Source organism: Rhizobium sp. UBA1881, assembly GCF_002338015.1.
Classification (GTDB): Bacteria; Pseudomonadota; Alphaproteobacteria; order Rhizobiales; family Rhizobiaceae; genus Rhizobium.
Map to the genome: position 1 here is coordinate 19,575 of NZ_DDHH01000167.1, position 25,650 is coordinate 45,224.

At 57.6% G+C, this 25,650-nt stretch carries 20 protein-coding genes and 1 pseudogene; 9 read left to right on the top strand and 12 right to left on the bottom strand.

All coding sequences use genetic code 11. The features are described from left to right. Positions 1 to 8 precede the first annotated feature (8 nt). Positions 9 to 1,412 (bottom strand): FAD-binding oxidoreductase, encoded by a 1,404-nt coding sequence (locus B3605_RS20330; RefSeq protein ID WP_112943150.1) that lies wholly within the window; start codon positions 1,410 to 1,412, stop codon positions 9 to 11. 286 nt (positions 1,413 to 1,698) lie between these two features. Here B3605_RS20330 and B3605_RS20335 point away from each other — a divergent pair, with 286 nt between their 5' ends. Continuing rightward, positions 1,699 to 1,989 (top strand): hypothetical protein, encoded by a 291-nt coding sequence (locus tag B3605_RS20335; protein ID WP_210297348.1) that lies wholly within the window; start codon positions 1,699 to 1,701, stop codon positions 1,987 to 1,989. 244 nt (positions 1,990 to 2,233) lie between these two features. Here B3605_RS20335 and B3605_RS20340 read toward each other — a convergent pair whose 3' ends face one another. The 4 genes from B3605_RS20340 to B3605_RS20355 form a co-directional block, all read right to left on the bottom strand. Continuing rightward, positions 2,234 to 3,211, bottom strand: coding sequence for a magnesium transporter CorA family protein (locus B3605_RS20340; protein WP_296435788.1), 978 nt, complete (start codon positions 3,209 to 3,211; stop codon positions 2,234 to 2,236). 770 nt (positions 3,212 to 3,981) lie between these two features. Next, the gene (locus tag B3605_RS20345) at positions 3,982 to 4,509 is read right to left on the bottom strand and encodes a flavin reductase family protein (RefSeq protein ID WP_112943152.1); all 528 of its coding nucleotides are present in this window, start codon (positions 4,507 to 4,509) and stop codon (positions 3,982 to 3,984) included. Continuing rightward, entirely contained in the window at positions 4,509 to 5,399 is an 891-nt protein-coding gene (locus tag B3605_RS20350; RefSeq protein WP_112943153.1) for an aldo/keto reductase, read from the bottom strand. The genes B3605_RS20345 and B3605_RS20350 overlap by 1 nt, the downstream gene beginning before the upstream one ends. Continuing rightward, entirely contained in the window at positions 5,399 to 6,556 is a 1,158-nt protein-coding gene (locus B3605_RS20355) for an LLM class flavin-dependent oxidoreductase (protein WP_112943154.1), read from the bottom strand. The genes B3605_RS20350 and B3605_RS20355 overlap by 1 nt, the downstream gene beginning before the upstream one ends. A 102-nt stretch (positions 6,557 to 6,658) precedes the next feature. Here B3605_RS20355 and B3605_RS20360 point away from each other — a divergent pair, with 102 nt between their 5' ends. The 6 genes from B3605_RS20360 to B3605_RS20385 all read left to right on the top strand — a co-directional run bounded on the left by B3605_RS20360 (position 6,659) and on the right by B3605_RS20385 (position 13,966). Then, positions 6,659 to 7,363, top strand: a complete 705-nt coding sequence (locus B3605_RS20360; protein WP_112943155.1) for a GntR family transcriptional regulator — start codon at positions 6,659 to 6,661, stop codon at positions 7,361 to 7,363. A 216-nt stretch (positions 7,364 to 7,579) separates the two neighbouring features. Next, positions 7,580 to 8,656, top strand: coding sequence for an ABC transporter ATP-binding protein (locus B3605_RS20365; RefSeq protein ID WP_112973345.1), 1,077 nt, complete (start codon positions 7,580 to 7,582; stop codon positions 8,654 to 8,656). A 56-nt stretch (positions 8,657 to 8,712) separates the two neighbouring features. After that, complete coding sequence (locus B3605_RS20370) at positions 8,713 to 9,948, top strand: ABC transporter substrate-binding protein (RefSeq protein ID WP_112943157.1); 1,236 nt, start codon at positions 8,713 to 8,715, stop codon at positions 9,946 to 9,948. Positions 9,949 to 10,097: 149 nt separating this feature from the next. After that, a complete protein-coding gene (locus tag B3605_RS20375) occupies positions 10,098 to 11,015 on the top strand; it encodes a carbohydrate ABC transporter permease (RefSeq protein ID WP_113009612.1) in 918 nt (305 codons plus the stop codon). Between the two features lie 3 nt (positions 11,016 to 11,018). Then, a complete protein-coding gene (locus tag B3605_RS20380; RefSeq protein WP_112943159.1) occupies positions 11,019 to 11,873 on the top strand; it encodes a carbohydrate ABC transporter permease in 855 nt (284 codons plus the stop codon). 89 nt (positions 11,874 to 11,962) lie between these two features. Beyond that, the gene (locus B3605_RS20385; RefSeq protein WP_113009665.1) at positions 11,963 to 13,966 is read left to right on the top strand and encodes an alpha-glucosidase; all 2,004 of its coding nucleotides are present in this window, start codon (positions 11,963 to 11,965) and stop codon (positions 13,964 to 13,966) included. A gap of 7 nt (positions 13,967 to 13,973) precedes the next feature. Here B3605_RS20385 and B3605_RS20390 read toward each other — a convergent pair whose 3' ends face one another. After that, the gene (locus B3605_RS20390) at positions 13,974 to 14,861 is read right to left on the bottom strand and encodes a LysR substrate-binding domain-containing protein (RefSeq protein WP_112943160.1); all 888 of its coding nucleotides are present in this window, start codon (positions 14,859 to 14,861) and stop codon (positions 13,974 to 13,976) included. A gap of 106 nt (positions 14,862 to 14,967) precedes the next feature. On the opposite strand from B3605_RS20390, the gene B3605_RS20395 reads away from it, so the two are divergent. After that, positions 14,968 to 15,987: a YeiH family protein gene (locus B3605_RS20395; RefSeq protein WP_112973347.1), complete on the top strand. Its 1,020-nt coding sequence runs from the start codon at positions 14,968 to 14,970 to the stop codon at positions 15,985 to 15,987. 314 nt (positions 15,988 to 16,301) lie between these two features. After that, positions 16,302 to 17,531, top strand: coding sequence for a sensor histidine kinase (locus tag B3605_RS20400; RefSeq protein ID WP_113168572.1), 1,230 nt, complete (start codon positions 16,302 to 16,304; stop codon positions 17,529 to 17,531). 624 nt (positions 17,532 to 18,155) lie between these two features. Here B3605_RS20400 and B3605_RS20405 read toward each other — a convergent pair. The 6 genes and pseudogenes from B3605_RS20405 to B3605_RS20430 form a co-directional block, all read right to left on the bottom strand. Further along, a complete protein-coding gene (locus B3605_RS20405; RefSeq protein ID WP_112943162.1) occupies positions 18,156 to 20,003 on the bottom strand; it encodes a methyl-accepting chemotaxis protein in 1,848 nt (615 codons plus the stop codon). A 391-nt stretch (positions 20,004 to 20,394) separates the two neighbouring features. Then, complete coding sequence (locus B3605_RS20410) at positions 20,395 to 20,982, bottom strand: TetR/AcrR family transcriptional regulator (RefSeq protein WP_112943163.1); 588 nt, start codon at positions 20,980 to 20,982, stop codon at positions 20,395 to 20,397. A 413-nt stretch (positions 20,983 to 21,395) separates the two neighbouring features. After that, positions 21,396 to 23,015: a GMC family oxidoreductase gene (locus B3605_RS20415; protein ID WP_113009613.1), complete on the bottom strand. Its 1,620-nt coding sequence runs from the start codon at positions 23,013 to 23,015 to the stop codon at positions 21,396 to 21,398. 2 nt (positions 23,016 to 23,017) lie between these two features. Then, the gene (locus B3605_RS20420) at positions 23,018 to 24,547 is read right to left on the bottom strand and encodes an FGGY-family carbohydrate kinase (protein ID WP_113009614.1); all 1,530 of its coding nucleotides are present in this window, start codon (positions 24,545 to 24,547) and stop codon (positions 23,018 to 23,020) included. 93 nt (positions 24,548 to 24,640) lie between these two features. Then, positions 24,641 to 25,483 (bottom strand): class I fructose-bisphosphate aldolase, encoded by an 843-nt coding sequence (locus tag B3605_RS20425; RefSeq protein ID WP_112943166.1) that lies wholly within the window; start codon positions 25,481 to 25,483, stop codon positions 24,641 to 24,643. Then, a pseudogene (locus tag B3605_RS20430) lies at positions 25,456 to 25,650 on the bottom strand (glycerol-3-phosphate dehydrogenase); the annotation flags it as partial. The gene B3605_RS20425 and the pseudogene B3605_RS20430, both read right to left, overlap by 28 nt.

Genomic DNA, 25,650 nt, shown 5'->3' on the forward strand with positions numbered 1-25,650 from the left:
CAGTCCGATCAGAAGAGAACGCCTGGGTTCATTTGCCAATCCGGATCGATCGCCGACTTTAGGGCGGCAAGCAGTTGCACTTGCGTCGGTGCCAATCCGAGGCGGAAGTCATCCATTTTTTCACGCCCTATGCCATGCTCGGCGCTAATGCTTCCCTGGTAACGGAAAAGAACGCTATTGATGATTGCCTTGGCCTGCTTGATGATCGTGTCACGTTCGCCCTCAGGAGTTCCTGTTGGCGGCAAGACATTCAGGTGCACATTCCCGTCTCCAACATGTCCATAGGATATTGCCAGGCAAGCCGGTAGAGCGCTTGCGAGCTCGGCTTCCGCCTCGGCCACGAAGGATGCGAGGTGGGAGAGTGAAACCGAAACGTCTGTGCGTAGGTGTCGGCCACGCTTGACCTGTCCCTCGACCATGCCCTCGCGAAAGCTCCACAGGGTCTTTGCCTGTGTCTCGGAGGCGGCGATCACACCATCAAGAATAAGACCCTTTTCCAATCCAAGTTCGAGGAACCGCTGCATCAGATCCGCCATGTGGAGTAGCCCGGAACCTCCGAGCTCCATTAAGACATAGGCCTGGTACTGAGCGGAAAGCGGCATAACCAGGTCAGGCATCGCTTCCTGCGCAAGGGTAAACGCTTCTGGCGGCATGAACTCGAACGCAGACATCAGGTCGCAACATTCCCGCCGCGCCAAACGAAAAAGCGCGACCGCCTCATCAAGAGATGCCACGGCGAGAAGCGCAGTCTCACGCTGCGTCGGAAGGGGCGTCAATTTCAGCGAAGCCGCCGTAATGACACCGAGCGTGCCCTCAGAACCGATGAACAATTGCTTCAGATCGATCCCGCGGTTGTCCTTGCGCAGTGTTGAAAGGCCATTCCAGATCTCACCACTTGGCAGGACAACTTCAAGGCCAAGCACCAGATCGCGCATCATACCGTAGCGTAAGACATTGATGCCACCCGCATTCGTACTGATATTGCCACCAATCTGGCAGCTACCCTGCGCACCTAGCGCAAGTGGGAAGAACATGCCGTTCTCTGCAGCGCACTCCTTCGCCGTAGACAGGATGCAGCCGGCCTCGACTGTCATCGAAAAGTCGTCGGGAGCAATGGAGCGGATCCTGTTTAACCGCTCAAGGCTTATAACGATATGCTGCAATGACGATTGTGGCAGCGCTCCGTGCACAAGCCCTGTGTTGCCGCCCTGCGGCACGATAGCGAGCCCGAGATCGCGGCATGCCCGTACCGCGCTAGCGACGTCGGCTGTCGACCGGGGCCTGATGACGGCAAGGGCTGCGCCAGTTGCATCGCAGTGCCAGTCTCGCAGGTAGCGATCCATGTCTGCTGCGTCAGTGAGGATAAGGTCGTCGCCGAGTATCGCCGACAAGCGCTGGAGTATCTGGGTCATGAGGAGCCGTCCTGCCTGAAGAACGCCTGTCTTATCAATCTTCCTTAGAACGACCAATAGTAAGGTAGTGCTATAGAAGCTTTATGCAAAATCGAAAGCTGAACGACCTGGCCGAAAGCCAGCTGCATGATAACGGCTTGGTCTTTAACGAATTGGCACTCGCGACCAGCACACTATGAGTTCGGCGAAGGCATCGGGTTCTGCGAACCCTGCTTAATGCCAGCGAGGATGAGATCGACACCGGTAAGGAACATCCTGCGGCGATAGCTCACGGGAAATAGCCCTCGTGAACGGGAAGGACGCGGCGTCGAGGCGCGACCATCCTTCCGCCATGCCATCAGGAGAGGGCGCCAATCTTGCAATGTTCGATGGCGCCGAGCTAGGCAAAGCCATCGCCGGAAATTCAGGCGATATAGAAGCAGCCCTTCACAAATACGAGACAGAGCTTTTCTTGCGAAGCCCGACAGCAGCGGCCCTGGTGCAGCTGATGTTTAGTGAAAACATGCCGTATAGCCTTGTTGACGCCTTCGCGCAGGACAAACTAGGAAGGCTTGATGCAGCGAACGAGCGTATTTAGCATAACTATTGGGAGACTGGGGGCATGCGCGGCGAGCTTTTGAGGAGACCTCCGGTCGACCTCATCAACGTGCCACCTGCACGGACCTATCGGAACGTTCCGCCGTCGAAGGCAATGACTCGCGCGACGACCGACGACCCACGGTACATGACGTTGCGTCTGCCAAAGGGACTGGCACCACTGTGACTTCGAAGCAAGCGACATATGGTACAGTTGGACACCTGCATCAAATGGGCTTGGGAGCTCAAAACCAGCCTCTTTTCCAGAACCAGATCAGTGGAACGACCCCACTTGCTATGATCACCACCCAAGCCAACGGGTAGCCGAATGTCCAGCTCAGTTCCGGCATAAACTTGAAGTTCATTCCCCAGATCCCAGCCAATAGAGTTGGCGGCACACCAACCACCGAGGCGATGGTAAGGACTTTGAAAATATCGTTCTGCTCGATCGTGATGAACCCGAGAACAGCGTCCAGAAGAAATTGCGCCTTGTCAGAAAGATGGCTTTCATAGTCGCTGAGCGAGGAAATGTCCTTGGAAACGGCATGAAGCTGATCGTGGAAACCATCCGGAAGCTGATCGCGGCACATGTCCAACGTAAAAGTGGCCATCCTCCCGATACCCAATAGTACATCGCGTGCTTTCGAGGACCGATCCGCCAAGCTGCCGAGTTTGGAAAGGGCGTGTCTTAGCGTGAAATCCGAGGTGCGGGAAGATGCCGACCCCCTCAAATTACCGCGGAACACCGCCCTGGAGACTTCGTCGACCGCAGCGGCAAGATGTTCCAGGACGTCGGCTCCGCGGTCCACTGCCGCTTCCATCAATGCGACAAACACGGCCATTCCGGTATTCAGTGTTTTGTCATGCTTGAGGCGCTCGGCCACGATGTCAAATGTTGGCAGGGCCTCGAAGCGAACAGTAACGAGAACTTGAGGGGCGACAATGAATCCGGCCGGTGTCATATCAGCGTGCTCGATCGTTGCTTTTCCAATCACGGGCGAGCTCAGATAGATTGAATTCCCCTCCCTAGCCAACCTACTCGACAATTCGATTTCGCTGAGGTCGTCTCGCGATGGCACGCGAACGCCACAGTTTTCTTCCGTCCAGGTGACTTCCTCATTTGTGGGGTTCAGCAAGTCGACCCATATCACGCTTTCAGGCATACCCTCGGCAGTCGTGCCGATCTGTGCCGTCTTGCCGCCGTGAGAAATTAGTTTCAGCACATTCCGCTCCGCACGGCCTCAATCATCAGTGTCACCTTGAGCGAGAAGCGCTAACAGGTAGAGCCTGCAGATGAAGAATGCCGACTGCTCGCCGCAGCAGGGAGCCGCTTCGTCTGCCAATTAAGAAGTCTTCGCGCGTACGCCGAAAGAGCGTAGATTAATGCTGAGGAATGTACAATCTCGAACAAGACGGATCCCATGGTAGCAGGAAGCAAATCATCAAATGTGAGTGGACTGCAGAAGCGTCGCCGCAAATTCAATCCTAAACGTGGCCCCAAGCCACGGGTGCTCGCCGAGGCCAACCGGACTGTTATGTGGATAGCCTCACTCGTACTGATCGCTTTTCTCGTAAGCATAGTGATTCAGGTCGTGTGGTAGACGCCATCACCGCGCACGTCGAGAAACAAGCGGAGAGGAACAAGCCAAACCGGTCGATCGCGCGGGCACCCGAACTGCGGTTGACATCCCGCTCTCTCCATCGCACCTACGCTTGGCGTTGGACGAGTTGCGTCGAAGAAAATCCGGGACGGCCGACCGAAATGGAGGCTGTATGGCTCGGATCGTATTGATCACATCAGGCGTTTGCCACACGTTCGGGCGTTTCTCATGGAGAAGCCGAAAGGCTTCACTCTGGTCGCTGCTCCTCTGCCCCCCAGAATAATTCTAGGCTGGGTGCTACAAGAATTCGGACCGTCGCAAGGCAACTCCAGCTGAAAGTGGCAGTCCCCTTCGCGCTTCCCTGCAGGGCATACAAAATATCGTTGGAGGTACTAACTGTGGCTCTCAAACCGGCCAAATCCTCCACGTGCAAAGCAAAGAGGGTCGCCGTCCCTTAGTCCGACACGCAATACCCGGCCAATCACCAACGAATGATCGCCAGCATCGTAGACGGATTGCTGTTCGCATTCGAACCGGGCAAGCGTACCTGGGATGATGGGAGCACCTTCGACATTGCGCTCCCACCCGAGATCAGCAAAGCCCTGGCCACCGCGGGTAAAACGGCTGCTAAGGGCTGTCTGCTCTGCGCTCAGCACGTGAATTGTAAAATGTCCTGCGGAAGTAAAGAGTGCGTGGCGGGATGAACTCTTGGCTGGTGACCAGAGCACTAGCGGTGGGTCGAGTGAGACGGATGCGAAGCTGTTCACCGTCATGCCAATTGGACCGGCATCGGTTTGAGCCGTCACCACGGTTACACCCGTTGGGAAAGCGCCGAGCGCGTTGCGATAGCTACGCGTGGTTTCTGCATCAGGTATGAACACATGCTCTTCGAATGATCTTGCAGTTCCGGCAATTGTCATCACGGCACCTCATGTCCAATGGCAAGTGAATAGAGCTCGAACCAGGTCTGGCGATCGATTGAGACTTTGTTCGCGTCAGAGATGGCGGCGATCCGTTGCAGGTTGTTGGTCCCCAACACCGGTATGATTGCAGCCGGATGCGCCAACAGCCAGGCGACCGCAACAGCAGCAACGTCGACATCCTGTTCGCCCGCGATCTTGGCAAGTGCGGTGGCGAGCACTCCACCCCGGGTCAAGAGAGAGCCGCCACCCAGCGGCGACCAGGCCATGATAGGCCGCTTGCGTTCCTGCAAAAAAGCGAGATCGCCGTTTGTGAAAGCATCCGTGGCAGAGAGGCTGAGTTCGATCTGGTTGGTCGAAAGCGGCGTGCTCATAGCCGATTGCAGCAGCGCGAAATCCCAGGGGCGGAAGTTGGAGACGCCGACCGCTTTCACCTTGCCCGACTTCACAAGAGCATCAAGGGCCCCGCCGGTTTCGCATGCATCCATGAATGGGTCTGGGCGATGAATGAGGAGAAGATCGATCCGGTCTGTCGCCATGTCTCGCAGCGATGCCTCGACCGAGGCGTTGATATGGCCGGCGCTCGTATCGTAGTGCTTGACGCGTGAGGCCGCATGCCGACCAGCGGGCGCCACAATGCCGCATTTGGTAACGATCTCCAGCTTGTCCCGCAGGCCGTTGGCGGCCCGAAGCGCGCGCCCAAGAATAGCTTCAGCGGTGTAGCCGCCGTAAATGTCGGCCTGATCAATAGTGGTTATACCCTGCTCGAGGCACGCCTCGATCTTTGCCTGTACATGCGCCGGCGAGGTGTCCGCGTCGTCGCCAATGCGCCACATTCCATAGACGAGCCGGCTCAGCGATACGTCTGCGTTGAGTTCGATGCGTTCCATTAGTGGCGCTTTCCATTTCCAAGGGGAGTGGCTGGGGTCTCGGCAGGAACCCTGCCTCGTACTTCCGGCAGAGAGCAGGTCTTCATCTGCGGCAGGACCTTCGTGCCGAAATGCTCGGCCTCATCAAGATGCGGGTAGCCGGAGAGGATGAAGGCACGGATACCCATCTTCTGGTAGCTTTCGAGTGCGGTCAGGACCTGATCGGTGGATCCAACCAGAGCCGCGCCGCAGCCCGATCGCGCGCGGCCGACGCCGGTCCAGATATTCGGCTCTACATAACCGAACTTGTCGGCAAGTTCGCGTGCCCTCGCCTGGTGCGAGACACCGAGTGAGATGCTATCATGAGCGCGGTTTCGGATCAGTTGACCATACTCGTCATCGAGCTTTGACACCAGATGCTCGGCATATTCGCGGGCTTCCACTTCCGTGTCACGCACGATCATGTGAATGCGCAGGCCATAATCGAGCGTGCGGCCATGGGCTTCTGCACGGGCATGCACGGCACGCATGCGCTCGGCAAGCTGTTCCTTGACCTCGGGCCACATCAGATAGACGTCACACTGGGCACCGCACAATTCCAGGGCGTCGGGAGAATACCCACCGAAGTAAAGCAGCGGACCGCCGTTCTGTTGATATGGTCTCGCCGGTTCGGTGGAGACGCCCTTGAACTGGTAAACCTCTCCATCGTGGTCGATCGTTTCGCGCGTCCACGCCTGGCGCAGGATTTCAACAACCTCGTGGCTACGGCGGTAGCGGTAAGCGCTGTCGGCGACCTCGCCAGGAAAATCGGAGCTGATGACGTTCAGCGTCAGACGACCCTTGAGCATATGGTCCAGCGTAGCGACAGTTCTGGCCAGCATGATCGGTTGCATTTCGCCACAGCGGATCGCAGCGAGGAAGTTTATCTTCTGCGTGATCGGTGCGCAGCCAGCAACGAAGCTGAGTGTATCCTGACCAACCTGGTAGGATGAGGGGCATAAGATGTTGCGGAAGCCGAGCGCTTCGGTCTTCTGCACGATTGACGAGCAGTGCGCCCAGCTCGAGCGCAGATTGTCGTCCGGAACGCCAAGATAGGCGTAGTCATCGGAGCACAACGCAGAAAACCATGATACTTCGGCGGCATCGAGATCGCCTGATGTTATCGGTACAACGGTCATAAAATTCCTCCTCACCTGCCGAATGGGACTTGAATATCATCAGGTTTTTAGTAAATCAATGGTGTATCAATTTTTTGTCTCGTGCCCAAGGATGGCCTGCAAATGAAGAACGCCCGCGGTAGCCTGCCTATGTATCTCCAGATCGCCGAGCTTCTGGTTCGCGATATCGCGGCAGGACGATTGATCGATGGCGAGAAGCTTGCGCCCGAGCGCGAGATGGCTGCCAACCTTGGCATCGCTGTCGGAACGCTGCGCAAAACTCTTGCGGAACTGCAAAGCCGCGGCCTTCTTGAGCGCGTACAAGGCTCGGGCAACTACATTAGAGCGATCAGCGATCCTAAAAGCGTTTACGCCATGTTCCGGCTCGAGCTTGTCGATGGTGGTGGGCTTCCAACCGCGGAAGTTCTGGACGTATGCCGACTGGAAAAGCCAGGGTATCTGCCCACCTTCGGGGCTTCCAGAGAGGGCCATCGGATCCGACGCTTGCGCCGGCTGTCCGGTAAGGTCGTGGCGGTGGAAGAGATATGGCTCGACGGATCCTATGTGGAAACGGTCACCGCGGAAGACTTGTCAGAGTCTCTCTACCTTTATTACAGGACGAGGCTCGGACTCTGGATCGCGCGCGCTGAGGATCAGGTCGGGTTGAGTCTCGTTCCGGATTGGGCCCCTGAGGCGTTTGGGCAAAGGCCGGGTAGTCCGGTGCCTCATGTCGTCCGCTCAAGTCAGGCGCAGGACGGCGTCACGGCCGAGCTGTCGCATACGTGGTATGATCATGCGCTAGCACGTTACGTTAGCCGGCTGCGATAAGGTCGAGCAACACCATCTCAGCAGGGCGCTTGTGAAAAACTGACGAAAGCCAATTTTCACCTGAATCGTCAGTTGTGTTATATTTCAATATGTTAGCGTGTATTTTAACCGACATAAATAAAATTGATACACTATTGATTTCCTTATCGCGGTCGGTATGATCGCTACCAAGAGGAGACCTTGGTTTGATTTCGATCAAGGTTTGAGGAGGAGCGCATGGCGTCTGTAAGTCTGAAGAAGCTTGACAAAAGTTATGGTGCGCTGCGCATCGTCAAGGGTATCGATCTGGAGATCGCAGACGGTGAGTTTGTCGTCTTCGTTGGTCCTTCCGGCTGCGGAAAGTCGACGACACTGCGTATGGTGGCCGGTCTGGAAACTATCTCCGGCGGAGAAATCCGTATCGGAGATCGGGTCGTCAACGCGCTCCCGCCGCGCGAACGCGACATTGCGATGGTCTTCCAGGATTATGCGCTTTATCCGCATAAGACCGTGCGTGAGAACATGGGCTTCAGCCTGAAGGTCCGCGGCACGAACATTGCTGATTCCAACCGGCGCATCAACGACGCCGCAGAGATCCTAGGCATTTCTCATCTGCTTGATCGCCGGCCGGGGCAATTGTCCGGCGGTCAGCGTCAGCGTGTCGCCATGGGCCGCGCGATCGTGCGCCGACCGCAGGTGTTCTTATTCGACGAGCCGCTCTCGAACCTTGACGCCAAACTTCGCGGGCAGGTGCGCACCGAGATCAAGCGCCTGCATCAGCAGATCGGCACGACGATTATCTATGTCACCCATGACCAGGTCGAGGCGATGACGCTGGCCGACCGTATCGTCATCCTCCGCGGCGGCGATATCGAACAGGTCGGCACGCCCGACGAGGTGTATAACAAGCCCAATAGCGTATTCGTTGGCGGCTTCGTCGGTTCTCCGGCCATGAATTTCTCAAACGCCAGGATCAAGGGCGATCGGCTCTTCTTCGCCGACGGCAATTCGCTGCCATGCGCTGCAATCCGTTCAGGTCAGGCTGCGCTAAGCGAGGGCCGGGAAGTGATCGTTGGCATACGACCGGAGCATTTCACGCCGATCGCCGCATCCGAGGTACAGTTGGCCGTAAAGGTCCAGGTCGTTGAGCCACTCGGCTCCGACACGCTGGTGCATTTCCAGTTGGGAGGCGACGTTTTGACCGCACGCATGCCGCCTGATGTGCGCACGCATGCCGGCGAAGAGATCAGGATCGGCATCGACCCCTCAAAAGTTCATCTGTTTGACGCCGCAACGCAGCGCGCGATCGCCTGAAGCTCTTTGCGCGGCGGAGGCTTGAGGTCCGCGCTAACGATCACTGGGAGGAAAAAATGATCAGCAGGCCATTTATCGGCTTGGCGCTTTGCGCCAGCATTCTGGGCTCGACCGTTCCGGCTTTCGCCAATACGGAACTGAAAATCTTCGTGTCTAGCCAGCACCATCCTGACGTATGGCGCAAGGTTTTCGACCAGTACGAGGCAAAGACACCGGGTGTGAAGGTCACGATCGAGGCTGGCGGCAATACGTCGGAGGCTCAGGCGCAATACCTGAACACCGTCATGTCGGCCAAGGACACCAATCTCGATGTTCTGATGCTTGATGTCATCAGACCGGCTCAATATGCCAAGGCAGGTTGGACCAGCGACTTCTCCGACAAAGATATGTCAAAGTTCCTGCCGACCTACACGGAAGCAAATACAGTCGACAGCAAGGTTGTCGCTGTCCCGGCATTCGCCGATGCGATGTTCCTCTACTATCGCAAGGATCTTCTCGACAAATATGGCATCCAGCCACCCAAGACGTGGGATGAGTTGACTGCTGCGGTCAAGAAGATCACCCAGGGTGAAGGGCGCCCGGACCTCCAGGGGCTCTCTTTCCAGGGCAAGGCGATCGAGGGTGCGGTCTGCACCTTCCTGTTGCCTTACTGGAGCCAGGGCAAGACACTCGTCGAGAACGGCAAGCTGACATTCGATCACGATGCTGCGGTCAAGTCTCTGGCGCTGTGGAAGAGCTTCGTTGACGACGGTGTCGCCAAGAAAAACATTTCCGAGGTGGCAACAGATGACACTCGCAAGGAGTTCCAGGCTGGCAACGTCGTGTTTGCGATCAACTGGTCCTATGGCTGGTCCAGCTTCCAGGGCAAGGATTCGGCCGTCGTCGGCAAGGTCGATGTTGCAACGCTTCCGTCAGTGACAGGCGGCGAGCAGACAAGCTGCCTGGGCGGATGGGAGTTCGGCGTGTCTGCCTACTCGACGCACCAGGAGGAAGCAAAGAAGCTTGTCGAGTTCCTGTCGAGCCCGGACGTCTCGAAGTTCATGGCGGTTAACGGTGCGCTGCTTCCGACCTATGCTGATCTCTACAAGGACGCCGACGTAACCAAGGCAGCGCCGTGGTTCGCCAGCGCTCTGCCGGTGGTCGAAACAGCCAAGGCCCGCCCTGTTACCCCTCGCTACAACGAGGTCAGCGAGACAATCCGCACTACCATCAATGCGGTGCTGGCAGGCGTCAGTACACCGGAGGAAGGGGCCTCTCAAATCGAGGCGCGTTTGAAGCGGATCCTGCGATAGGCCGCCATTTCGCACCATAGCGCAGATCTGCAATGCCTCTTGTTCGAGCGTTGCAGGTCGCGCCAACCGCCCTCTCTAGAGAAAGGGACATGACATGGACATGGACATGGACACGAACAGCAGGAGCGCTCGCCGTGAGTATATCAATCATGCCGCTCACTGACGCAGAAGAAGAGCGACTGCCGCGGTGGAGCAAATGGCTCGACCTAAGCGACCGCGCGCTGGCCGTTCTTTTGTTGGCGCCCGCCGCCATCCTGCTGTCGCTGATCATCGTCTATCCTGTCGGCCGTCTGGTCTACACCAGCTTCTTCAACCTGTCGCTAACCTCCGGCTTGCCGGCGGAGTTCGTCGGCATCGACAATTACCGTGCGATGATCGACGACCCGGTATTTTGGCAGACGCTTTGGAATACGGTGCTGATCACCATCATCACGGTCCCGGGCGCCCTGCTCGTCGGCCTCGGCCTTGCGCTTCTCGCCAACCTGCCCTTTGCCATGCAATGGCCGGTACGGTTGTCGCTGCTCATCCCCTGGGCGCTGCCGCTTTCCTTTGCCGGCCTTATTTTTGCATGGTTTTTCCACTCCGAGTATGGTGTCGTCAACGACGTTCTCACCCGTCTCGGTTTCGGCAGCATCATCTGGTTCAACTCTCCTAATTGGGCCTTTGCCGCCATCTGCCTGACGATCGTTTGGAAGACGTCCTCCTTCATGGCGCTGATGATCCTCGCAGGCCTTCAGACCATCCCGCGGTCTCTTTATGAAGCGGCTGATGTCGACGGTGCAGGACGTGTCCGGCAGTTCTTCGAGATCACGCTACCGCTGCTCAAACCTTCGATCGTCGTTGCACTTATTTTCCGTACCATCACGGCGCTGCAGACGTTCGACATACCATTCATGATGACGGGTGGCGGTCCTGGCACCTCGACCGCGACGCTTGCGATGTACATCCACCAGAACACTGTATCGTTCCTCGACCTCGGTTACGGATCAGCACTCGCAGTCGTCATGTTCGCACTGTCGATGGCCGTCACCGCCGTTTATCTCCGCATTATCAGGACGAAGGAATAGGTCATGAGCGCCGTAATCGTTCCCAGCCCCGCGTCATTCCTGACCGGAAAGCCGCTGCGCTTCATCGCCGCCGCCGTCCTCCTCGTCAACGGTCTTTTTCCGGCGCTGTGGATCCTGTTCACATCGTTGAAGACGGAAAGCGAGCTGACGCTGAAGCCCATTACCTGGCTCCCACATCACGCCACGCTTGCCAACTATATGCAGGCGTTCTCCGATCAGCCGCTGCATCTTTTTCTATTCAACAGCTTCATGGTCGCCCTGCTCTCAACACTGCTCACCTTATTCGTCTCGGTTCTTGCAGCATACGCTTTGGCGCGCCTTAACTTGCGCTTTCGCGGACTGATCCTGGCGCTGATCGTCGCTGTCTCCACTTTTCCGCTGGTGACGCTCCTCGTACCCCTGTTCGAGATCATGCGCTCGCTCAATCTCCTTAACACGTGGGTTGCACTGGTCCTGCCCTATACAGTGCTGTCTCTGCCGATCTGCACGCTGATGCTGATCTCGTTCTTCGAGGGTATCCCGCGCGATCTAGAGAATGCTGCGATGATCGATGGCTGCACGCGTCTCGGCGCCCTTTTCAAAGTCGTCGTCCCACTTTGCGCACCGGGGGTCTTCACGGCAGGTATCCTGGCCTTCGTCAACGCCTGGGATGAATTCCTGCTGGCATTATCCTTCAACTCCAACCCGTCGCTACGCACCCTCCCAGTCGGCATCCAACTCTATCAGGGCGAGTTCGCCTTTCCCTGGCCTGTGATATCGTCTGCGCTTGTCGTTGGCATTGTTCCGGTAGCAATCCTGATTGTCATCTTCCAGGAGCGTGTCGTGTCGGGACTGACCTCGGGGGGCATCAAGGGATGAGGCCCGCCACAGCAATGCAGCAGGATAATATGTTTGCCGACCTAACGCTCGAACGCCCGGCGACGAATGAACTGAGATGCGAGGACAAGATGAGCGAGCGCGTGACACTCGAAGCGACAGCTTCGGGTTTCATCATCTCGCTCGGCGGGCGCGTCATTCTCAACCATACGAGCAGCGCACCTGCAATTTTCGTTGGAATCGGCGAAGAGCGAATGGACATGTATCGTGGCAACTTCGAGATCGAAGACTACGTGATCGAGCGCAGCAGATTGGCGCATGCCGAGATCGATGGCCGCAGGATCGCGTTGTCAGAACGCACTGGCCAGCCGCCACGTCTTGTCCTAACCGTCACTGATGGCGCCATCGAGATCCAGGCACTCGATCCGCTGATCAACCGCTTCTGGATGCGGATCGCCGCCGACCATGGCGAACATGTGTGGGGCGGCGGCGAGCAGATGTCTTATTTCGACATGCGCGGCAGGCGCTTTCCACTCTGGACGTCTGAACCGGGCGTCGGCCGCGACAAAACCAGCGAGATTACCTTCAAATCCAACATCAAGGATCGTGCTGGCGGCGACTACTTCAACACCAACTACCCGCAGCCGACCTACGTGTCGTCAGCACGCTACGCGCTGCACGTAGAGACAACCGCCTATTCGGTCTTCGACTTTCGCCACAAGAGCTTTCACGAGATCGAGGCCTGGGCCATTCCCGAGCGGATCGAGCTCTTTGCCGCGTCCAGCTTTGTCGAGATTGTGGGCCAGCTTTCCAAGCGCTTCGGTCGCCAACCGCGGTTACCCGAGTGGGTGTATAAGGGTGCAATCATCGGCCTGAAAGATGGCGTCAACTCATTTGCCCGGCTGCAAGCGATGCGCGACGCGGGCGTACAGGTCTCAGGTCTCTGGTGCGAGGACTGGGTCGGACTTAGACAGACTTCGTTTGGGGCGCGACTGTTTTGGGACTGGCAAGCAAACGAGGACCGTTATCCGGGCCTGCGGCAGAAGATCGCCGAGTTGAATGACGCCGGGATCCGCTTTCTGGGCTATGTAAATCCCTATCTATGCGTTGATGGGCCGCTCTTCCCGGAGGCTGAACGTGCAGGCTATTTTGCCCGGACCGCGGACGGCGCAACGGCCCTGGTTGATTTCGGCGAGTTCGATTGCGGTGTGGTCGATTTTACAAATCCGGACGCTGCCGAATGGTTCGCCGAGGAAGTCATCGGAAAGAAAATGCTTGATTTCGGCCTATCCGGCTGGATGGCCGACTTCGGCGAATACCTGCCAATCGATGTCAACTTGGACAACGGTATCGACGCTAAGCTGATGCACAATGCGTGGCCAACCCTTTGGGCTGAGGTCAACGCCAACGCCGTGGCCTCGCGTGGCATGTCGGGCGAGGCACTGTTCTTCATGCGAGCGGGCTTCACTGGGGTCCAAGCGCATTGCCCACTGCTGTGGGGCGGTGACCAATCGGTCGACTTCTCGCGTCACGATGGTCTTGTCACCGTTATCTCGGCAGCACTATCGTCAGGGCTACTCGGCAATGCCTATCATCACTCCGATATCGGCGGCTACACCAGCTTGTTCGGAAACGTCCGCACGCCCGAACTGCTGATGCGTTGGGCAGAAATGTCGGTGTTCACGCCGGTCATGCGCACGCATGAAGGAAACCGGCCCCGCGACAACGTCCAGATCGATCAGGATCCAAAAGTGCTGGCGCATTTTGCGCGCATGACGCGCCTTTACGTGCATTTGGCACCCTACCTTCGCACCCTATCGGCGGCGGCTGAGGAAACTGGAGTGCCGGTTCAGCGACCGCTTTTCCTGCATCATGAGGATGACCGCAACACCTATGCGATCCAGGATAGCTATCTGTATGGAAAAGAGTTGCTTGTCGCGCCTGTATGGCAGGCCGAGCAGCGCGAACGGACGCTCTACCTGCCGAGCGGCGTGGATTGGATCCATGTGTGGAGTGGCCAAGCGTATTCCGGTGGACAAGAAATCAACATAGTCGCTCCTGTCGGTGCGCCGCCGGTCTTTTATCGCGCTGACGCATCATTTGCCGCGACCTTTGCGACGCTGGCTGAGCTATAGGCAGAAACTAGGTTCGCTTGACCCGGCACATTTCAATCAGTGTCGAAGCAGCTTTGCTGCTGTGCCGTTCCTTGTGTTTCAGAAGTCGGAACTCCCGGACCGGTCGGCAAAAGTCGACCTCGATCAGCTTGCCGGCCTCTATATGCTGTTGAGCGGCGAGACGGGAGACGGCAGCCGCGCACACGCTGTCATCAAGGGCGGCTAAGATTGCCTCATTGGATGGTAACACCATCGCGACCGCTAAATCCTCGACCTTTATACCCAACTCAACCAGCGCGTCTTCGAAAACGGAACGTGTGCCCGAGCCGACTTCGCGCATTACCCATGGTGTCGCGACAAGCTCTTCGCTAGCAAGTTCGCTAGCGCGCGCCCAGGGATGAGATGCGCTGACGACCACCACAAGCTCGTCTTGCGCGACGACGGAAGCGGCGAGCGCCGGCTCGTCGATGTCACCTTCCACGAAGCCAACATCAGCCTCGCCGGAAATGACAGCATCGGCGACCGTACGCGTATTGCCAATTGTCAGAGTAAGGTCGATGCCCGGGTGCAACGCATGGAATCTCATGAGGCGGGAAGGGAGCCAATAACTGGCAATCGTCTGGCTGGCGAACACACTCAACGTTCCGCGCCGCATTCCGCCCAGTTCGCTAAGCACAAGCTCGGCTGCGCGGGCTCTTGAAAGCAACGACTTCGCTTCACCGAGGAAGATTCGCCCAGATTCCGTCAGCTCAATGCGGCGGCCGACGCGGTGAAAAAGCTCTACGCCATAGTGGTGCTCAAGGTTCTTGATCGCCGTGCTGACGGCGGATGGTGTGAGGTTGACTGAGGCCGCTGCCTTGGTCAGATGTTCACGCTCTGCCACCGCGACGAAAATTGCAAGCTGTTCAAAGGTCATGGGAAATCATTCTATTTTTTCGAATGAAATGTAGAAGAATATTCGATGGAAGTCGACGCGATTAGCTGAAAAATCTGACAGCAATCATTAGAATTCCAGGTGCCCGATGACCCTCCAAAATTACTACAAACACAGTCGCCAGATCGTTCCCGGCTTGCTTGTCTGCACCGCGGTCGCTGCCGCTGCCTATCTGTTCGAGCGCTTGGAACATGCCGTGTTCGGCGTTGGGCTTCTTGAAGCACTTGTCTTTGCGATCGTGATTGGGATCATCACGCGAACGGCCTTACCCGGCAAAACATCTTGGCAGCCGGGCATCAGTTTCAGCTCCAAGACATTGCTCGAGATCGCCATCGTCCTCCTGGGGGCCTCCTTGAGTTTGGGGACGTTGCGAAGCGCAGGTGCGACGCTGGTCGTCTGCGTCGTGGCAATTGTTGTCATTTCGATCTGCGCCAGCTTCCTCGTTGCCCGCTTCTGCGGATTGTCGAGCCGACTTTCTATGTTGATTGCTTGTGGTAACTCGATCTGCGGCAATTCCGCGATTGTCGCTGTTGCCCCGGTCATCGAAGCGGATTCCGATGAAGTTGCGGCTGCGCTTGCCTTTACCGCGGTTCTAGGCGTCGCCTCGGTCCTCATCCTTCCGCTAGTGTATTTCTATGCGGGCATGTCGGTGACGCAATATGGCGCATTGGCCGGCCTGACGGTCTACGCCGTACCGCAAGTCCTTGCAGCGGCGGCACCTGCGGGCCTTATAGCCGTTCAGACAGGAACGTTGATCAAGCTGCTGCGCGTCTTGATGTTGGGTCCAGTCATCTTCGTCCTTGGAATTCTTCAAAAGGACCGCAGTGACTGTACCCATGCGCAACGCGGTCTCGTTCCGTGGTTCATCATAGGCTTCATCATTGTGGTGATCGCTCGTTCGGTGGGGCTAATTCCAGCGACAATCATTCCGTTCTTGCTTACCTTGTCGAGCGTTCTGACAGTCCTTGCAATGGCAGCGTTGGGACTGTCGGTAAATATTCGAACCGTCGCCAGTGCAGGCGGACGCGTCATTCTTGCGGCATCTGCGTCGCTGCTGCTTCTGACAGCTATGAGTTACTGCGGTGTCGTTACCGTCCTCGCACGTTAGCTGTAGGCTGAAAATCTCATTGGTGCGGTACTTGATCTGAACCAAGAGCTTTTTCTCGCGGGAGCTTCGGTGCTTTGCGCAAGATTTTCCATCTGTATGGTCTCGCCGATAGGGGCACCCGTGTGCCTGCAATGATAACAGTTCTTGCGAGCCGTCCGCGCTGCAACGCACTGGCCAGGCTTCAATCTCGATATTTTTGACAGTTCGGTCGGAACTGAAGTTCCAATACAACGTTAAAGCGCGCGATCCCTGATCGTGAGCCACTCCCCAGTGGAGGAAAATGTGCGCGGAACTCATTGCTAATCAGGACTCTAATGACCAACCTTCGCATCGTCACCAGTCATAAGCACTCCAAAGAGCCCCTGGGTGACACGTCCGACATCGAGCTGCTGCACGCCATTAGCGTTGATTTGATCGCGGAGCAGGACAGCCTGGCGCTTTACGGCAAAATTGTCGATGCAGCCATCTCCATCACCCGCTCTCAGTTCGGAACCATGCAGGTACTGCGCAGAAACGAAGATGGTGCCGGCAGTGGCCTCCATCTTCTTACCTCGCGAGGACTGTCGCCGGAAAGCGTGGCATTTTGGGAATGGGTACCGTCAACCGCCCTAAGCAGCTGTACCCAGGCTTTGAAGTTGGGCCGACGTGCGATTATCGAAGACTTTGAGACTTGGCCAGAGATTGTAGGGACGTCGGATTTGCTGGCTTTTCGAAGAGCCGGCATTCGATCTGCGCAGACCACGCCACTCGTTTCGCGAGACGGGACGCTGTTGGGCATGATCTCGACCCACTGGAGCGATTCACACCAGCCCTCGGAACGCGACCTCCGTCTGCTGGACATCCTGGCACGCCAGGCTGCCGATCTGCTTGAGCGAACAATGGCCGAAGAAGCGTTGCGTGAGCGCGAAAGGGCGCTTGAGACGAGTGTCGCGAAGCTCCGTGAAATGCAGGTGCTGCAGAAGCTTCTTTCCGACGAGCTCGGCCATCGCGCCAAGAACTTGTTCGCGATGGTCACGGCCATTACCTCCCACACTTTACGGGATTTAAGCGATCAGGCACAGGTGCAAACCCTGCAACAGCGATTGACGGCTCTCAGTTCCGCAAACGACATTCTTCTCCAATCGAACTGGAAAGCCGCGCTCTTAGGCGATGTAGCGTTGGCAGCTGTGAGGAGCGCCGGTGTGGCGGGCCGCATCCACATTGAGGGTCCTGATGTCGAGATCGGTTCAAAGGCTGCGCTGAACGTTGCTCTTTTACTGCACGAGCTGACCACAAACGCGCTCAAGCACGGGTCGCTGTCGGTCGGTGGCGGAAGCGTAGACCTCACTTGGCGCCTGGAGGGGAAGTACGAGCATGAGGTCTTGCGCCTAACCTGGCGAGAAACCAGAGGTCCGGCGGTTGTCAAACCAGAACGCCGGGGCTTCGGGTCAAGATTGATTAGTGCCGGGCTGGGTGGATCAGGTGACGTGATTGTCGCGTATAATCACACCGGATTGATGTGTGAGACCAGCGCTCGGCTTATCGAGCTTCGGAGTGCAGAGTAGTCGCAAGCCAAATGGGCCGCGACACTTGTCCAGATGTAGTTGCACTGACCCGCACTTCTTTGTGTTGCGATGATCACTTTTAACGATGCCGGCGACGGCAGTCTGCAGGTTGAGCGCCGAGGCTCACGACGCCATGACGCCATGACGCGTGTCGATGTCATCACACTTTCACGCCTGGAAGCGGGCTGCCCTCACCTTCATCAACAAGCCGACCTCAGCGTGACAGATTTGAACAGATCAGGCAGCGTTATCGTTGAAGAGAAACACGCCTGCTGGAAGAATCAATGCTGAGGATCGGGCAGCCAGCAACGGTCAAGGAATTCGCAGTCGCGTTGGTTGGCCCTTATGTTTTAATCCGGATTTTCCGGCTCCTCGAGGCCCCATTTCTCCGCCAACCCGGCAAAAATTAGATTTTTCGGGATGCTCGATAATCGACCGGGCGTAGTGTTTGACCCACGCTAGGCCACCCAAGCCTCGGGTTGGCAAGCATCGACCGATGTGTATCGCTAGAAGTCCGCATGCATCTTCCGGAGATCCATCCGACGGCTCCGGCCGCAACACATAGCCGCCACAAGCGTTTAGCACCGCCCAGCATCAGCCGGGCGGTGCTGCTATAGAGAAAAGTCAGCCTGCGCGCCGATACTCGAACTCAACAGCATTGCCGTTTGACATTGCTTTAGGAGCCCGATCATTCAGATGGAATTGGGAAATAAGCTCTCGCAAGCGACCTGCCTCGTTTGCCAACGTCGATCCTGCAGCATTGGTCTGCTCGACCATCGCAGCGTTTTGCTGCGTCACCTGATCCATTTGATTGACCGCGCTGTTCACTTCGCTCAGGCCCGTCGATTGCTCACGCGCCGATGTCGCGATCGCCTCCATATGCCGGTTGATCGTAACGATGTGCTGTTCGATGGTCTTAAGGGCCTCTCCGGTGTCGCGCACGAGCTTGACGCCGCTCTCAACTTCAGAGGTCGAATTGCTGATCAGATCCTTGATCTCCTTTGCCGCAGTGGCCGATCTTTGAGCAAGCTCGCGAACTTCTTGCGCAACAACAGCAAAGCCCCTGCCCGCTTCCCCAGCCCGGGCAGCTTCAACGCCTGCGTTAAGCGCAAGAAGGTTGGTCTGGAAAGCAATCTCGTCGATGACACCGATAATGTTTGAGATCTTCGTCGACGAAGTTTCGATACGCTGCATGGCGTTTACGGCGTCCGCAACTACTCTGCCCGAGTGCGCCGCGCTACGATTGGCTTCAATCGAAATCGTGCGCGCTTCATCGGCACGCTTGCTGGAGTTTGAAACATTGACCGTGATCTGATCCAACGCGGCCGCTGTCTCTTCAAGTGAGGCTGCTTGCTGTTCGGTACGACGAGACAGATCTTCAGCGCTTTGGCTGATCTCGCGGGAACCGGTATCGATCGATGTCGTAGAGTGCGCGACCGTTCGAAGCGTGTTGCGCAACTGCGCGACAGCACCGTTCAAATCATGTCTTAACGCCTCGAAATCCGGAGCGAACGGATCTGTGAGCTCAAAGGCGAGATCTCCGGCAGCCAAGCGCCTAAGGCCTGCTGCCAGACCCGCGGTTGCCTCATTAAGGCGCGCCTGTGCTGCTGCTTCAGCCTCAGCAGCCAAACGCACACGGTCGCTTTCAGCTTGCGCTCGAGCGGCTTCGGCCTCCGCTTCCAAACGGCGATTTGCAACCGCGGCCTGTCGAAACACTTCAACGGCAGAGGCCATTGCACCGATCTCGTCCGCGCGACCCGAGAAAGGAATCGCCGATTGCGTGTCGCCGCCAGCTAGTGCCGTCATCGACGTTGTAATGGTTTGAACCGGCTTTGCGATGCCGACCAATGCAAAGTACGCCGATCCGGCAACAATCGCCGCTGTGGCAGCCAAAACACTGTAGACCACGAACAGGGTGTTGTCATAAGCGACATCCCCTTCAAGAACGGCTGCGTCACCTTCTTTCTGATTGAAGACGATAAGTTCGTCGGACTTTGCCGAAATCTGAACTGCTAGCGGCGACATGACATTCATGAATAGCTCACGCGCGTCGGATTGCTTACCGGCGACCGTAAGATCAATCATCTGATGGCCCAGACCAACATACTGCTTTGCAAGAGGTACAAGCGCCGAATAGCTTGCTCGCTCGGCATCCGACGAAATCAGCGGCTCATACGTCTGTAGCGCCGCATCCAGTTCCACTTCTTTCTGCTGAACTGCATCCTTGCCAGAAGCAATCTGCTGCGGCGTCTCGGAAAGCAAAAGATCCTCGAAACCGCCGCGCATCTGAAGACGGGCCAGCTGGATGTTCTTGGCAGCCTCGATACTTGGAGCGATGTTGGACGAATAGTTGTCCATCGACGTGTTAAGCACGTTGATACCGTCGATCGCGACGAAGGACGTTACTCCAAAGAGAACAGCAAGCAGGGCAAAGATGCCAATGAGGACAGATTTTATGGTGGGGCGTTTCATGACTGTGCTTTCGCAGATTGCGTATCATTAAAAGGAGCAAAGTCATTTTGCTTGCCGGGACCCAGCGCGGCTCATTTCGCGCTTTGCTTTTCCGTACGGCCTACCGATCCCTGGAGCAGCAAGAGGCACCTCAACACATTGATTTTTAATTAAATCCGCTCACTTCCTGGGGCGTTCCATCTTTATGCAACCAATAGCCAGGAAAGCGGGAATGACGGTTACTCCCCTGATTGCATCTTCCATCCCTTAACACCCGCCCGATAACATTTCGCGCTCTACGTACGGCGGCCCTCTTGCGCGCTCGACAAATGACGAACGGCATCGCGGCTCCCACAAAACCCTTCCGGCAACATGCAGTGCTACTTTGGGCGAAACCCAGCCCGGCCATTTATCAGACAGCAGTGCTCGAGAGGCGGTCCAATGTCGGCCCAAGAACAGTCGAGAACACGGCCGGCTGTCGATAGGCGCGCGCAGATAGCATCGCCCCGTGAACGCAGGCCATGAAGGCCTCAGCCTCGGCATCTGGCGCGCTCGTAAGCCTCAAGGTTCCGTCTTGCGCGCCCCGCTCCATCACAGATGTCAGCCACATCGACAGGAACCGGAAGAACGCGGTGACTTCGGTGGCGACTTCGTGAGGCAGTGAGGGCAATTCGCTTGCAAGCAACGCGCAAACGCAAAAAGGCCTACTTGCGTCCTCTATGCATTCGGCCCAGTGATCCGCGTAGACCTTCAAGATCTGGCGTGGCTCCGGGACGTTCAGTTCCAGCGCCGCAACGCCTGCCTGTGCATCCTCGCGATAGCGTGACACCAGCGTTCGCACCAGGTCGGCCTTGGTTGGAAAATGGTGAAAGATGCTTGCCTTGCGAATGCCGACAACCTCAGCGATGTCGGCAAAGCTAAAGCCATTATAGCCACCGCTCAAGATTAGGCTGCTCGCGGCAGCTAGGATTTTGTCAGACGTCGTCGAAAGCTTGCTCATGTCAATCTGACTACCTTCCGGTAGCGAGGATTGTCAATCGTTAGCAGCCGCTAGGTTATTTGCTCCGTCGCCCGATCTCGTTACCGGTCTACTGTTCACTTTTCCAGCGGGCCAGCAACCCAAAACGCAGGCAGTCCATATCTAGCTGGCACTTGCCCTCAGGCCGGACGCAGCCCTCCTCATCTTGCTCAAGATGCGTATTGCCGCAACCGACCTCCTGAGGCCGCGGCGATTCTCAGGTGATGAAAACTGCCTTGCGGGACTAGCCGAGCCACCGAACAGAAAGTGGCAATTGCAAACATCCTCGCCCACATGCAACTCTAAAACCTCGCTCGTGCACCCATCAAGTTGTCACGAATCAGCATGCGCCGATCGGGCGCCGTCGAAGTCCGATGCGCGAAAGCTCCGATCAATTAGCGTGTCTTCAATGCCATGTCCGCTGCCTTCTCGGCAATCATGATTACGGGCGAATTGGTGTTGCCGGACACAATCGTCGGCATGATTGAGGCGTCAACAACGCGGATCTTCTCAAGCCCGTGCACGCGCAATTCGGTATTAACGACCGACATAGGATCAACTCCCATTCTGCACGTTCCGACGGGATGAAAGATTGTCGTGGCTATGTCACCGGCGCGCGCAATAAGTTCGTCATCGTTTTGAAATTCTTTGCCCGGCAAAACCTCCTGCGGCCTAAACCGGGATATGGCCTGCGTTGCCATCAGGCGGCGCGCATGGCGGATAGAATTGGCCGCGAGCAACCGGTCGCCCAAAGTTGACAAGTAGTTTGGACGTATTTCGGGGGCGGTTGAGAAGTCCCTTGTCGTCACATGCACGGTTCCGCGGCTTTCCGGCCGGAGGTTACAGACAGAGACAGTAACCGCAGGGAATTGATGCAGAGGTTCGCCGAGCCGATCGGTGCTAAGCGGCTGGACGTGATACTCTAGATCGGCGGTAGCAACGGACGGGTCACTTTTGGCAAAAATCCCAAGCTGGCTCGGAGCCATTGAGAGCGGACCGGAACGGCTGATCGCATATTGCAAGCCCATCCCGGCTCGATGAAACAGGTTGTGGTAAAGCTGGTTCAGCGTCCTTGCGCCCTCGACCCTGAACACCGTCCGGATCTGCAAGTGGTCTTGCAGGTTTTCGCCTACACCGTGAAGTTCATGATGGACGGGGATACCCAGGCTCGATAGGAGCTTAGGCCGCCCGACGCCCGAGAGCTCCAGGATCTTTGGCGAGTTGATCGCACCGGCAGATAGTATCACCTCGCGCGATGCGCGCGCGATACAGGAGCGACCGTTGAAGCGAAAGCAAACGCCTTTTGCCGTCTTGCCATCGAAGTGCAGGCGCTGGGTCTCAGCACCCGTCAACACGCGCAGGTTTTTCCTCTTCATTGCCGGGCGCAGGAACGCCTTTGTCGTATTCCAGCGCAGACCACCTTTCTGGTTGACCTCGAAGTAGCCGGAACCCTCGTTGTCGCCGTCGTTAAAGTCGTCGGTCTTGCGGATTCCGAGTTCTTCCGCCGCATCGCGAAATGCATCCAGGATAGGCCAGGACAGACGCTGGCGTTCGACGCGCCATTCCCCTCCAGCTCCATGCACCGCCGATCGGCCGCGATAATTGTCTTCCGATGTCAGGAAATAGGGCAAAACGTCGTCCCAGCCCCAGCCCGTGTTGCCCGCCTGTCGCCAACCGTCGTAGTCAGCCGCCTGTCCTCGCATATAGATCATGCCGTTGATCGATGAGCACCCGCCGAGCACCTTGCCGCGCGGATAATTCAGGACGCGGCCATTGAGGCCTTTCTCAGCGGCCGTCTTCATCATCCAGTCGGTGCGCGGATTACCCATGCAATAGAGATACCCGATAGGCACATGGATCCAGTGATAGCGATCCGTTCCACCCGCCTCGAGCAGTAGCACCCGGTTTTTCGGATCAGCGGAGAGGCGGTTTGCCAGCACGCAGCCGGCCGACCCGGCACCGACAACAATGAAATCGTAGCTGCCTTCATCAATTGGCGTCTCGTTCATGGGCATGGTCACGCTGCAACTCCTGTCGCAAGGCCCTGTGCCTCCGAAAGCCGTCGCCACAGCGGTGCCATCGCCTTTGCAATATCCTCGTAGAGCCGATATCGGCGATCGTAATGGGCCGACAGCGCACTGTCTGGCTGATAGTGCCGATCCGTGCGAACCATGGCGGCGGCACCTTCGGTAAAGTCGGCAAACAAGCCGACACCTGTCCCGGCCGCGATTGCTGCCCCTAACGCGCCCGTTTCTCGCGACACTGCGACGGTGACTGGCACACCGAGAATATCCGCGAAAATCTGCGGCCATAGTTGGCTGCGCGAACCGCCGCCGGATAACACGGCCTCCTCAAACGTTGCACCTGCCTTGCGGATCGTCTCAACATGCTGGCGATGACCGAAGGCGACGCCTTCCAGGAGCCCCCGGATCAGATGCCCCTTTGTATGCCAACCGGCCATGCCGTAAAAGCCGGCCCTCGCATGGCCATCCTGCTGTGCGCCATAGAGATATGGGTGATAGAGCGGATCATCGGTCGCCGGCGTGACCGCGGCTGCAAGCGTACAGGCCGCATCGAAGGGCGAAACACCTTCCTCATGCTCTCCTTCGAAGAACTCTCGCACCAGCCATTCGAGATTGGCGGCCGACGTAGCACTGTTTTCCATCGCCATGTAGCGGCCGCGATCAAAGGTCGAGGACATGAAGACGGGGGCCTTGAGATCGGGGCCGTCGATGATCACCTGGTTGATGCTCCAGGTTCCAGCGATGATCGAGGCGCTGCCGGTGCGCGACACGCCCGAGCCAAGCGCCGACGCCACGACATCGAACAGACCGCCGATTACCGGCGTGCCTGCCGCAAGGCCGGTCTCTGCTGCGACCTTCTCCGTCACATGTCCGGCGATGTCGGCGCTCTCAATCAGAGGCGGCAGCATGTGCATGCTGTCCGCGAGGCCGTAGGCCGCCATCAGTGTACTGTCATAGCGGCGCGCCGCAAGATCGAGCAGGCCGGCGCCGGACATGTCCGACACCTCGCTGACGCGGCTGCCGGTTAGCCGATTGACAACGAAATCCTTCGACAAGAACACCGTGCCTATTCGCTGGAACAGCTCCGGCCGATGGCGCTTCAGCCACACAAGCAGTGTTGGCGTCTGGGAGGGCCAAGGACGCTGGCGGGCGATCGGGACTGCGCGGTCGCCAACCCCTTCCGCCACCCATTCCTCGACGAGCCCGGTCGCGCGCGTATCGAGCGACTGGATCCCGAGAAGCGGCTGCCCCTCGCGGTCAAGCGCATAGAGACCGTTACCGTGGCCAGCGCAACCGATCGCCGCGATGTCCTTGGCGTCAATCCCCGCCTTATCAAGGCAGATGCGGATTACCCGTTTCGCATTTTCCCAGAGCTCGCCGAGATCCCGCTCAACATGGCCCGGGCACGGCATGCGACTATGCCCCTCCTGCCCGGCACAGGCGACCTCTCTGCCCTCAAGATCGAAAATCACGGCCTTGATGACGGTATTTCCAGCGTCCAGCCCCAGTAAATAGTTTCCCATTCCGAACCCCTCCCAAGGTTCTGACAGTTATGCGCAATTTTGGACCAAAGCCGAGCGCCAACCTTTCTCTGTCAGAAAAGCAGACGCTTGCGGCTATCCCCGCTGGTAAAGTGCGAAGGCTTCCTCGCCGCTCGCATCCTCGTGAATGATCGCCATCAGACCGCGCACGACCGCAATTGGATTGGCGTGCTGATAGATGTTACGCCCATAGACCATGCCCATTGCGCCCTGCCGCATCAAGGCCGCGGACTTGGCAAATACTGCTCCAAGGTCTTCCTTTCCACCACCTCGGACAAGCACCGGGCAGCGTGCAGCCTCCACCACGCGGTGGAAATCATCAGCGTTCGTCGTCGGATCAGCCTTGACGATGTCGGCCCCCATCTCCCGAGCAAGGCGGGTTAGCGTAACGATCTTGTCGGCATCGCCATCGACCATGTAGCCACCACGCTCCGTCACAGGCTGCATGACCAGCGGCTCGATCATCAGAGGCATGCCGTATTTTTCGCAATCCGCGCGCACGCGAGAAATGTTCTGGACGCATTGGCGAAAGAGATCAGGCTCATCAGGCAGCATGAAGAGGTTTACCACGACGCAGGCGGCATCCATCTGCAGCGCGCCAACCAGTGGTTCGGCCTCGTTCTGCAGTACCGCCCACATGTCACGGTGGCGAATGCGGTTATAAGGGTTGCCCATGTCGAGACGCATCACGAGCGCAGGCTTGTCCTTACCCGGCAGGTCCTGCAGCAGGTCGGCCTGTCCGTAATTCATCTGGATCGCATCGGGCTTCGCATCGACCAGTGCCTTCACAACAACAGGCATTGTCTCCAGGCCGTCAAGGAAGGATGGCTCGTTGCAGACGCCATGATCGATCGCGACATCCAGGCAGCGGCCGTTGCCGAACAGCCGGTTCATCCGGACTTTGCGGTTGTCTCGCATTCTTCACTCCTTTGTTTGTCCCTTGCGGAAAGGGTTTCTTTGCAAACGCCGTGGCGTTCATGCATCAGGGTCAAAAAACGGGTGCGCTCCTCGGCGGCACGCTGAGGCGCCCATCCCTTCTCGGCGGCGAGAATGTCGAGAACGGCATCCGCATCTGCCTTGATAAG

Coding starts and splice junctions, on each gene's coding strand:
- B3605_RS20330 (WP_112943150.1), bottom strand. CDS start 1,412: ATGACCCAGATACTCCAGCGCTTGTCGGCGATACTCGGCGACGACCTT.
- B3605_RS20345 (WP_112943152.1), bottom strand. CDS start 4,509: ATGACAATTGCCGGAACTGCAAGATCATTCGAAGAGCATGTGTTCATA.
- B3605_RS20350 (WP_112943153.1), bottom strand. CDS start 5,399: ATGGAACGCATCGAACTCAACGCAGACGTATCGCTGAGCCGGCTCGTC.
- B3605_RS20355 (WP_112943154.1), bottom strand. CDS start 6,556: ATGACCGTTGTACCGATAACATCAGGCGATCTCGATGCCGCCGAAGTA.
- B3605_RS20360 (WP_112943155.1), top strand. CDS start 6,659: ATGAAGAACGCCCGCGGTAGCCTGCCTATGTATCTCCAGATCGCCGAG.
- B3605_RS20365 (WP_112973345.1), top strand. CDS start 7,580: ATGGCGTCTGTAAGTCTGAAGAAGCTTGACAAAAGTTATGGTGCGCTG.
- B3605_RS20370 (WP_112943157.1), top strand. CDS start 8,713: ATGATCAGCAGGCCATTTATCGGCTTGGCGCTTTGCGCCAGCATTCTG.
- B3605_RS20375 (WP_113009612.1), top strand. CDS start 10,098: ATGCCGCTCACTGACGCAGAAGAAGAGCGACTGCCGCGGTGGAGCAAA.
- B3605_RS20380 (WP_112943159.1), top strand. CDS start 11,019: ATGAGCGCCGTAATCGTTCCCAGCCCCGCGTCATTCCTGACCGGAAAG.
- B3605_RS20385 (WP_113009665.1), top strand. CDS start 11,963: ATGAGCGAGCGCGTGACACTCGAAGCGACAGCTTCGGGTTTCATCATC.
- B3605_RS20390 (WP_112943160.1), bottom strand. CDS start 14,861: ATGACCTTTGAACAGCTTGCAATTTTCGTCGCGGTGGCAGAGCGTGAA.
- B3605_RS20395 (WP_112973347.1), top strand. CDS start 14,968: ATGACCCTCCAAAATTACTACAAACACAGTCGCCAGATCGTTCCCGGC.
- B3605_RS20400 (WP_113168572.1), top strand. CDS start 16,302: ATGACCAACCTTCGCATCGTCACCAGTCATAAGCACTCCAAAGAGCCC.
- B3605_RS20405 (WP_112943162.1), bottom strand. CDS start 20,003: ATGAAACGCCCCACCATAAAATCTGTCCTCATTGGCATCTTTGCCCTG.
- B3605_RS20410 (WP_112943163.1), bottom strand. CDS start 20,982: ATGAGCAAGCTTTCGACGACGTCTGACAAAATCCTAGCTGCCGCGAGC.
- B3605_RS20415 (WP_113009613.1), bottom strand. CDS start 23,015: ATGCCCATGAACGAGACGCCAATTGATGAAGGCAGCTACGATTTCATT.
- B3605_RS20420 (WP_113009614.1), bottom strand. CDS start 24,547: ATGGGAAACTATTTACTGGGGCTGGACGCTGGAAATACCGTCATCAAG.
- B3605_RS20425 (WP_112943166.1), bottom strand. CDS start 25,483: ATGCGAGACAACCGCAAAGTCCGGATGAACCGGCTGTTCGGCAACGGC.